We start from the raw sequence: 8,423 nt of genomic DNA on the forward strand, positions 1-8,423 counted from the left end.
GGGGGGCCGACCAGGTCGACGTGCATGCGGTTGCCGTCGGCCGCCGCGCGGGTCGCTTCCGCGAGGGCGGGGTCCTTGACTACGGCGTCGAGCAGACCGTGCAGGCTCATGGAGGGCTTTCCGTCTGGGGGTGGGCAACACGAAGGGCCCGACGCGGGGTGTTGTGGGCCGGGGGGTTCCAGCGTACGACGACGATGGCGCAGCCGGGGTTGGTGCTCGCGTACCAGGGGGGCTCCGCCCCCTGGACCCCCGGGCCTATGCCCACCCACCGCCCGACTCAGTTACTCAAAAGGGCAACCTTCAAAGACAACAAACAAGCCCGGCGCCGAGAAGTCCCCCGTGACTTCTCGGCGCCGGGCTCCCCCGTGGGCGGTGGCTATTCGGTGGCGATCGCGTTCAGGACGTTCATCCGGCCCGCCCGGAACGCCGGGACCAGCGCGGCGAACAGTCCCACGAACGCCGAGCCGACGAAGACCGCGATGATCGTGCCCCAGGGGATCTCCAGGACCTTCAGCCCCTCCAGGGCGAGCAGCTGCTGGGCCGTAGCCCCCCAGCCCATCCCGAGGCCGAGCCCGAGCAGCGCTCCGAAGAGGGCGATCACGACCGACTCCATGCGGATCATGCGGCGGAGCTGGCGGCGGGACATGCCGATCGCTCGCATGAGGCCGATCTCGCGGGTCCGCTCGACGACCGACAGGGCCAGGGTGTTCACCACACCCAGGACCGCCACGATGATCGCGAGGGCGAGAAGGCCGTAGACCATGTTGAGGAGCTGGCCGATCTGGTCCTTCAGTTCCTGCTTGTAGTCGGTCTGGTCGCGCACCTGGTACTGCGGGTACGGCTCCATGGCCTTCTTCAGGGCCGCGTACGCCTGCTTCTCCTGGCCGTCCTTGGCCTTGGCGAACATGATCTCGTTCGGCGGGACCTTGTTGGCGGGAAGGTACTTCTGCATCGTCGCGATGCTGGTGTAGCGGGCGCCCTGGTCGATGGCGACGTCGTCGTCCGTGATGGCCGCGACCTTGAGCTTCGCCGTCTCGCCGCCCTTGAAGGCGACGCTGATCGTGTCGCCAACGTGGACGCCGTGCTTCTTGGCGTACTTGGACCCGACCGACATCGCGTTGGTGCCGTAGGCGGCGGACAGCTCGCCGGCCGTGGTGGCGCGGCGCAGGTCCTGGGCGTAGGACGGGTCGGCGGCGGTGATGCCGTCGGTGTCCTTCTGGCCGTCGGGCGAGGTGAGGGTGGCGTCGAGGTCCTTGTAGCGGGTGACGTGGACGAGGTCGGGCGACTGCTCCATCGCCTTCTCGGCCTGCGGGACGATCCGCTGGTTGCCCTGGACGATGAAGTCGGCGCCCACGGACTTGTCCAACTCGCTCGTCGCCGAGGCAACCATCGAGGAGCCGACCACCGAGAGGCAGGCGACGAGGGCGAGGCCGATCATCAGGGCGGCACCCGTAGCACCCGTACGCCTGGGGTTGCGGAGCGCGTTGCGTTCTGCCAGGCGCCCCACCGGCCCGAAGGCCCGTAGGAGGACCACGCTGATGACCCGTACGACCCCGTTGGCCAGCAGCGGGCCGATGATGACGAATCCGATGAGCGAGAGCACGACGCCCGCGCCCAGGACCAGCGAACCGTCGGTCGCCTTCTTGGCGGTGGCCGCCGCGAACAGGGCCGCCACACCGGCGCCCGTCAGCACCAGGCCGGTCAGACCGCGCACCCAGCCGGCCTTGCCGTCGGCCGGTGTACCGGCGTCGCGCAGAGCGGCCATCGGGGAGACCTTGCCGGCGCGGCGGGCCGGGAGGTAGGCCGCGAGGATGGTGACGATCACGCCGAGGAGCAGGCCGAGCAGCGGGGTCGTCCACTTCACCGTCAGGTCCCGCGTCGACAGGTCCATGCCCGCCGCGCTCATCAGCTTCATCAGGCCTACGGCGATACCGACACCCGCGCCGACACCGAGGATCGAGCCGACGATCCCGAGCAGGGTCGCCTCGACCAGCACCGAGCGGTTGACCTGCCCGCGGGACGAGCCGACCGCCCGCATCAGGCCGATCTCGCGGGTCCGTTGGGCGACCAGCATCGAGAAGGTGTTGATGATGAGGAAGATGCCCACCAGGAACGCGATCCCGGCGAAGCCGAGCATGGCGTACTTGATGACGTTCATGAACTGGCCGACGCCCTGGCGGTTCTCGTCGGCGTTCTCCTTGGCCGTCTGGATCTTGTACGTCCCCGACGAGGCAAGGGTCTGTGCCACGTTCTGCTTGAGCTGAGTGTCCGTCACACCGCTCGCGGCGGTGACGCCGAGCTGGGTGAACCGGCCGGTGGCGCCGAGGAGTTCGCGCTGGGCGGTGGCGGTGTCGAAGTAGACGACGGCCGCACCGGGGTTGGTCACCTTGAAGGTGGCGATGCCGACGATCCGCGCGGTGAAGTCACCGGTCTGCGAGATGGTGCGCAGCGAGTCGCCCATCTTCAGGTGGTGCTTGTCGGCGGTGTCGGCGTCGACCATCGTCTCGGTCGGCCCGCGCGGGGCGTGTCCGGAGGTGATCTCCATCGAACGCAGGTCGTTCTTCGTCCAGTTGCCCGCGATGGTGGGCGCGCCGGTCGAAGAGCCCATGTTCTTGTTGGCGCTGTTGACGACGGTCACGTTCATCGAACTGACGGCGCCCTCGACGGACTTGACGCCGGAGGCCTTCGCCGTCTGCGCCAGCACGGAGGCCGGCAGCGACTCGGGCAGTCCGTTCTGCGGGGTGCTCCCGTCGGCCTTGGCCGCCTTCGGCAGCACGGTCACGTCGGACGCGGTGGCCGCGAAGAGCTTGTCGAACGTCGTGTTCATCGTGTCGGTGAACACCAGCGTGCCGCACACGAACGCCACCGACAGCAGCACGGCTATCGCCGAGAGCGCCATCCGCCCTTTGTGCGCGAAGAAGTTGCGCATCGAGGTCTTCATGACAGTCATGAGGTACGCCCCCGCGCGTCGAAGTCCTTCATGCGGTCGAGGACGGCATCCGCGGTCGGCTTGAACATCTCGTCGACGATCCGGCCGTCCGCGAGGTACAGGACGCGGTCCGAGTACGACGCGGCCACCGGGTCGTGCGTGACGATCACGATGGTCTGGCCGAGGTCGTCCACGGAGCGGCGCAGGAAGCCCAACACCTCCGCTCCCGCACGGGAGTCGAGGTTTCCGGTCGGCTCGTCACCGAAGATGATCTCGGGGCGGGCCGCCAACGCCCTTGCCACGGCGACGCGTTGCTGCTGACCGCCGGAGAGCTGGTTGGGCCGGTGCTTGAGCCGGCTCGACAGACCGACCGTGTCCACGACCTGCGCCAGCCACCCCTTGTCGGGCTTGCGGCCGGCTATGTCCATGGGGAGGGTGATGTTCTCCAGCGCGTTCAGCGTCGGCAGCAGGTTGTACGCCTGAAAGATGAACCCGATCCGGTCCCGGCGCAGCTGAGTGAGCTTCTTGTCCTTGAGGCCGGTGATCTCGGTCTCGTCCAGGTAGATCTGCCCGGACGTCACGGTGTCGAGTCCTGCGAGGCAGTGCATGAGCGTGGACTTGCCGGACCCCGAGGGGCCCATGATCGCGGTGAACTGGCCGCGGGCGATGTCCACGTCGACATGGTCGAGGGCGACGACGCGGGTCTCCCCGGCTCCGTACGCCTTGACGACCTGCCGCGCTCGCGCGGCAACGGCCGTACGCCCTCCAGTGCCCCCGTGCCTGGGAATGGTTACAGCCGATGTCACGGTATGTCTCCTAAGTCGGTCGGCAGAAGAGCGTGCCGGTGCCCGGTCGATGCGGTTCAAGTGGTTACGACGATGAGTCTGGCGGCGGGAGGGGGTCCGGCGCGCTGGTGCTCAGCGCAGTCTTTCCCGGGGGAAAACCCCACCCCCGGCGGTTCGGTCTGCCGCCCCCCAGCGGCATAAAGCCAGGTTAAGGACGACCCCGGGTCCGTCTCCTCCTCCGTCGGTACGAACCGTCCCCGGGACGTAGTGGGGAGGCACCCCTAGGGGGTCTCCACCGCCGGGTGGAGCCGATCTCGGGGTTCGGTCCACCCACCGGCCCGCTCAGGTTCCGCCCTGCCGCTACGTGAGGGTCAAGTGGGAAGCTGGTGCGCGGCAGATAGGTGCAAGGGGAAAGGAATCCTGTGGACCAGGGGGACAGGGACAGCGACACCGACAGCGACACCGAGATACGGCCCGAGGCGGCCGAGCAGCCCAAGTCGGCCCCTCCCGACCGGCGCCGTGGCGCCGTCGTAGCGGCCCTGATGCTCGCGATGGCGCTGGCCGCCCTCGACTCCACCATCGTCTCCACGGCCGTACCGCAGATCGTCGGCGACCTCGGCGGCTTCTCCGTCTTCTCCTGGCTCTTCTCCGGCTACCTGCTCGCGGTGACGGTCACCCTCCCCGTCTACGGCAAGCTCTCCGACACCTTCGGCCGCAAGCCGGTGCTGATCACGGGCGCGGCGGTCTTCCTCGCCGGTTCGCTGCTGTGCTCGGTGGCCTGGAGCATGGGCGCGCTGATCGCGTTCCGCGTCGTGCAGGGCCTGGGCGGCGGGGCGTTGCAGGGCACGGTGCAAACGCTGGCCGCCGACCTGTACCCGCTGAGCGAACGCCCCAAGATCCAGTCGAAGTTGTCCACGGTGTGGGCGGTGTCGGCGGTCGCGGGCCCGGGAGTCGGCGGGTTGCTCGCCGCGTACGCCGGCTGGCGCTGGATCTTCCTCGTCAACCTCCCTGTCGGGGCTGTGGCGTTGTGGCTGATCGTCCGCTACCTGCACGAACCGCAGCGGACCCGCGCCTCCCGCCCGCGCGTCGACTGGGCGGGCGCGCTGGCCGTGTTCGCGTGCGGGGGCGTACTCATCACGGCACTGGTGCAGGGCGGGGTGGCGTGGGACTGGTTCTCGGCACCCTCAATCGCCTTGTTCGGTACGGGACTTGCGCTGGCGGGGCTGGTGGTCGCGATAGAACGCCGGGCGGCCGAGCCCATAATCCCCGGGTGGGTGTGGCGGCGCCGTACGATCGCGGCCGTCAACTTGGCTTTGGGCGCACTGGGGTTGCTGATGGTGGCACCGACCGTGTTCCTGCCGACGTACGCGCAGTCGGTGTTGGGCCTGGCTCCGGTGATGGCCGGATTCGTGCTGTCCGTCTGGACGTTGAGCTGGCCGGTGTCGGCCGCGCTGAGCCAGCACGTGTACCGGCGGATCGGTTTCCGCAACACGGCGATGCTCGGGATCGGGACGGCGACGCTGATCCTGTTCGCGTTCCCGTTCCTGCCGTATCCGGGGGCGGCCTGGCAGCCGATGGTGCTGATGCTGCTGCTCGGCGCGGCGCTCGGACTCTTCCAACTGCCGCTGATCGTCGGGGTGCAGTCGACGGTGGGGTGGGAGGAGCGGGGGGTGACGACCGCGTCCGTGCTGTTCTGCCGGCAGACCGGGCAGACGATCGGGGCGTCCGTGTTCGGGGCGGTGGCCAACGGGGTGTTGGCGTCTCGGTTGGGCGGGGCGAGCGATCTGGACTCGGTGACGCGGGGGTTGGACGGGGGTGCGGTGCCGGAGGGGACGCGGCGGGCTGTCGCGGATGCGGTGCATGCGGTTTACGTGGGGGCGGGCGTCGCTGCGGCTGTGGCTTTCCTGGTGCTGCTGTTCTTGGCGCCTCGGCGGTTTCCGGTGCTCAAGGAATGAGGTCGCGGCGAGCTGTCAGGGTTCGTCTGTCTCGAAGGCGTTGGGCATGTCGTCGAAGAGGGCTGGGTCGCAGGGGTTCAGGCGGGTTCTCAAAGCAACGTTCGCGATGACGCTGGCAAGCTGCAGGACCGCGTGCCTGTACGCGGAGCGGCTCTCGGATGCCAACAGCCCGTAGAGGCCCTCTGCGGCGTATCTTTCACCGAGGTCGCCTCGCGTGTATTGCAGGTTCCGGGCGACCGGCGGCAGTTGCTCGGGGTCGACGTGGTTCCAGAGCACCGGCACGATCGCAGACCTCGCGCCGCCACCGCTCTGTTGCTGTTGACGCCGGTTGAAGGCCCCCCATTCCATGCCGCACCAGGCACTGCGGAAATAGCCGGGTGAGTAGAGGGGCACGAAGACCTGGGCACGAGCCAAGGCATATTTCATGGACTCCAGCCAAGGCTCGCCCAGGGACAATTCCTCGTGGAGCGGGAAGTAGCTGACGCTGTCTGAGCGGAGCCCGGTCAGGTTCAGGAGCTCGCTTGCAAGGTCGTTGACGAATTGAGTTACGAAGCGACTATCGCTCTTGCCAGAAGCGGAAGGGCCAGAAGCGTAGCTCAGGTAGAACAACGGGCTCGGTCGTTTCACACGTGCGGAACGGGCAACGCGTCGAGGCGTGACAGCGATCACCTCCACCCTGTCGACGTAGTCGTTGACCAGGGCGCACAGCCTGCCGTCCGCATCGATCAGTGCGGCGCTCGGCGGAGGGGGTTGAGTCTCCGGGGAAATGGGACGCAGTCTGACGGCTGGTTTCCCCGAGCTCGGGTCCGGCCGCGACAACCACACGGCGACGGCTGGCGCGCTCCCGGGGTCGGACAAAGTCGCTGGGGAGAGAACTGCCTCCGAGAGCGTGAGCAGGGTCAGTCCCGATGCACTGGATGGCTCCGCCTGCGCCACGTAAACATGCGGACCACCGAGTTGATGAACACGGAACTCACCTGCCACCCCTTCGATGGCTGTGCTAACCACCACGTTGGGTTTCACGACGACCCCGAGGCCGAGAAAGGTATCGTCGCGAGTGATCCAGACAAGCAGAGACAGGAACCGTGCGACTTCCGATCGCCGCACCAGTTCGGTCATCACGTAAGTCATGACCGATTCGTGGTCCGCCTCGATCCTCGATACGGCCTCCGACAAGGCGAGCGGGTGTGTTCCGGTGACTTCAAGCAGATCGAGCAGGTCGCCTCTGTCGGTCCACGACTCGCCACGAGGGAGCGCCTTCTCGACGTACCGCAGGGCTGATTCCCCGCTGAAGTCGTCCAAGGTCACGGTCTCATGCGGGACGGCGGGCAATTCAGCGCCTTCGGAGACGGTCATCAACAGGCTGCCATATCCCTCCGGAACCCACGGTGCGACGGTGTCCGAGGTGACGCCGTCATAGATCAGCAGCCAGCCTGGATGGTCGCGCATATAGGCGCGCAGTCCGAAGAAATCGTTCGGGCGGCGCATCACCCCGAGTTCAGTGGCGAGGGCCGCGAGTTCCTCGCGCAAGGTCGTGAAGCTATCGGCCCGAAGCCACCGCACCAAACTGAACTCCGCCTCCAACTCCCGCGCACAGTCGATCGCCAACGAGGTCTTACCCACTCCCGGAGCCCCCTCGACCACACACACCGTCGGACCGGAAACCGGATAGCGCGCAACAACCCCCGGGCTCCCCCGCCGAAGCACTTCGAGCACCGAGTACGTCAGCCCCCTCCGCTCATGATGATCCGGAAGCTCGGGAATCCGACTCGGTACCCTCTCCCCCACCGCCCCGTCATCCTCGGCCGGCAACGGACTCTCGTTGGGAATCTCCTGCCCCTCGGTGTACCGGAACCGCTCCAGCCGCGGCTGGAAACGCCGCCACCACGCCCCCCGCCCCACCCGCTCACTCTCAGCCTCATCAGTCACCAACTCGGCCTGATCAAGCACCATTTCGCCCGCCGGACCCCCCACCCCCTCCACCAACCGAGCCGCCACCTCCGCATAATCCCCGCCCGTCCCCCGGATCACCGCCAACGCGACCTCGGCGAACGCCCGGCTGCCCTCGGGCAGTTCGAGGCCGTCCAGGCCCCCGTCCGCCCCCGCCGCGGCGACCAGCGCCGGGAAGTCCGTCACCCCGCCGAACGTCGCCTCCACCCGCTCGCTCACGCCCTTGATCACGCCGCGCAGCACGCGTAGCGATTCCGTGCGGGTCAGCCGGGGCAGCAGGGATTGCCGCACGCCGTCCCGGAAGTCGTAGAGCACGCTGTCCGGGTCCTCGCCGGTCCGGGCCGGGGTGCGGCGGACCAGCAGGCCGGAGAGGAACACCTCCGCGAGATGCATCGGCGTGGACTCCGGCAGCATGCTGCGCTGGACCAGGCGCATCACCGGCAGGCTCAGGGGCGCGGCGGCGAGCAGGCACAGCAGGCGGAAGGCCTCGGGTGAGTAGCCCTCCTCGAAGTGGGCGATCCAGGTCGCCGGTGTGGTGGGCTCGGCGGAGGGTTCGGCCGGGCGGGGTCTGGCGGCGACCGTGAGGGGGGCCGCCTGCAGCGGGGTCCAGTCCGTCGTACAGCCCGAGACCAGGCGTGCCCACGGGTGCAGCCACGAGCCGGAGACCTCCAGTACGGGCAGCCATCGGACGCGTGCCCGGTCGGCGGCGCCCGCGCGGCCTCGGGTGATGCCGGGTACCGGGCCTGAGGAGCGGACCTCGATCGTGGCCCGGGCGGCTTCGGTGCCGCGGGCCCGCACGGGGGA

At 68.5% G+C, this 8,423-nt stretch carries 5 protein-coding genes; 1 reads left to right on the forward strand and 4 read right to left on the reverse strand.

Annotation, left to right across the window (positions count from 1 at the left end; translation table 11 throughout):
• The 3 genes from R6V09_RS54755 to R6V09_RS39720 all read right to left on the reverse strand — a co-directional run.
• A partial coding sequence (locus R6V09_RS54755; RefSeq protein ID WP_442810224.1) for a hypothetical protein occupies window positions 1-182 on the reverse strand: 182 nt, incomplete at its 3' end.
• 194 nt (window positions 183-376) lie between these two features.
• Complete coding sequence (locus R6V09_RS39715; protein ID WP_317886345.1) at window positions 377-2,950, reverse strand: ABC transporter permease; 2,574 nt, start codon at window positions 2,948-2,950, stop codon at window positions 377-379.
• Window positions 2,947-3,735 carry an ABC transporter ATP-binding protein gene (locus tag R6V09_RS39720; protein WP_317886346.1) on the reverse strand — a complete coding sequence of 263 codons (789 nt, stop codon included), beginning with the start codon at window positions 3,733-3,735 and terminating at the stop codon, window positions 2,947-2,949. The genes R6V09_RS39715 and R6V09_RS39720 overlap by 4 nt, the downstream gene beginning before the upstream one ends.
• 446 nt (window positions 3,736-4,181) lie before the next feature.
• On the opposite strand from R6V09_RS39720, the gene R6V09_RS39725 reads away from it, so the two are divergent.
• Window positions 4,182-5,669 carry an MFS transporter gene (locus R6V09_RS39725; protein ID WP_317886348.1) on the forward strand — a complete coding sequence of 496 codons (1,488 nt, stop codon included), beginning with the start codon at window positions 4,182-4,184 and terminating at the stop codon, window positions 5,667-5,669.
• Between the two features lie 15 nt (window positions 5,670-5,684).
• On the opposite strand, the gene R6V09_RS39730 is transcribed toward R6V09_RS39725, so the two are convergent.
• The coding region (locus R6V09_RS39730; protein ID WP_317886347.1) for a TIR-like protein FxsC at window positions 5,685-8,423 on the reverse strand (2,739 nt) is incomplete at its 5' end.

The organism is Streptomyces sp. W16, from assembly GCF_033194735.1.
Taxonomy (GTDB): Bacteria; Actinomycetota; Actinomycetes; order Streptomycetales; family Streptomycetaceae; genus Streptomyces.